This window comes from Streptomyces sp. CNS606, assembly GCF_000426325.1.
In genome coordinates this window covers 1-1,704 of the sequence record NZ_AUFD01000061.1, presented here as the reverse complement: position 1 = coordinate 1,704, position 1,704 = coordinate 1, and the positions used below count along the sequence as shown (strand labels likewise).

General features: G+C 73.7%; 1 protein-coding gene. It reads right to left on the bottom strand.

The features are described 5' to 3' along the window. On the bottom strand, positions 1–1,704 hold a 1,704-nt coding region (locus tag K304_RS0120570; protein ID WP_027765262.1), incomplete at both ends, for a condensation domain-containing protein.

The window sequence follows — 1,704 nt, the reverse complement described above, 5'->3', positions numbered from 1 at the left end:
TCCAGCTCCCCGTACGTCCAGCTCCCCGCCCCGTCGACCAGCGCCACCCCGTCCGGATCACGCCGCGCCCGCTCCACCACCCGCAGATGCACCGGAGGAGCCGGCTCGTGTGTCGCGACGTGCGCGCCGGTCCACTCGGCGGGTACCGCCGACAGTTCGTCCAGGACGTCGGCAAGCAGGCGGTCAGGGTCCGCGGCGAGGGCGGTGAGCACGGTGCGGAGGTCGTCCAGCAGGTGCTGCGCCTCCCGCTCCCCGTAGGCATCGGCGTCGGCGCAGACCCTCAGCTCCAGGCGCTCGCCGGGCAGCACCTGGACGCTTACCGGGTAGTTGGTGCGTTCCAGCAGTCGTCCCCGCTCCAGTACCAGGCCACCGGTGTCGATCCGCGCGAAGGGGTAGTTCTCCACCACCACGATGGAGTCGAAGAGCGAGGCGCCCGCCGGGGCGCCGGCCCACTCGGAGACGTCGGCCAGAGCACTGTGCTGGTGGTCCGCCAGGTCCTGGAGCGCGGCGTGCACGGACCGGGCCCACTCGCCCGTGGTGCGGCATGTCTGGGTCGAGGCACGGAGCGGCAGGGTGTTCACGAAGAGGCCGACCGTTCGCTCCACGCCCACCTCTGCGGGCCGGCCGGCGACCACACTGCCGACGGCGACGTCCGTGGCACCGGTCCGCCCCGCGACCACCAGCGCCCACGCGGCGTGCACGAGAGCGGCGACGGTGACGCCCTGGGTCCGGGCACCACGGCGTACGGCGGCGTCTCGTTCCGGTGTGAGCAGCGTTCCGTGCTCATGCCGGTCGCGGCCACCGGCGCCGCCATGGGCGGCGAGCATCGTGGGGCGCAGCAGAGCGGGCTGGGTGTATCCGTCCAGCCGGTCCCGCCAGAAGGCCTCGTCGGCGGACCGGTCCCGCTCGGAGTTCCAGCGGACGAAGGCACCGTAGTCCGGGGCGGGCGGCAGAACGGCCTCGCGCCCGGCCACGGCCTCCCGGTAGATCTCGAACGCCTCGCCGGCCACCACCGGCAGCGACCAGCCGTCGATCAGCAGGTGATGGTGCGTCCAGACCAGGACCCACCGGTCCGGCGCCGTGTGGAGCAGCGTCAGGCGCACCAACGGTCCGGCGCCGAGGTCGAACCCGGCCTCGCGGTCGTCGTCGAGGAAGCGTGCGAGCCGGTCAGCCGTCGCCTGTTCGCCGAGCCCGGCCGGGCCTGCTTGGTCCTGGCTCGTCCAGTCCTGGTGGACGGCGGGGACGTCGATGTGCCGGGGGACGACCAGGACCGGCCGGTCCCCTTCCTCCCACGCACAGTGGGCCCGAAGTGCCGGGTGCCGGGCGATGGCGGAGCGCCAGGCGTGCAGCAGCCGTTCCGGCTCGGCGTCGCCGCGCAGTTCGCAGACGAGCTGCTCGATGTAGGTGTGGGTGCCGGGTTCGGCGAGGGCGTGGTACAGCATGCCCTGCTGGAGCCCGGACATCGGCCATACGGCGTGCAACGGACCGTGGCGCCGCTCCCAGTGGCCGAGCAGTTCCGCGGGGAGATCGGCGGCGAGGCTTCCGAGAGCCTCGACGGCGGTCGGCGGGGTGCGGTCGGGCGTTCCCGGCTCGGCGGAGCCGAGGAGTTCGGCGTGGGGGGCGAGCCGGGAGACCGTGGGGTGTTCGAACAACTGCCGCGGCGTGATACGGATCCCCGCCCGCCGCGCCAACGCCACCACCTGG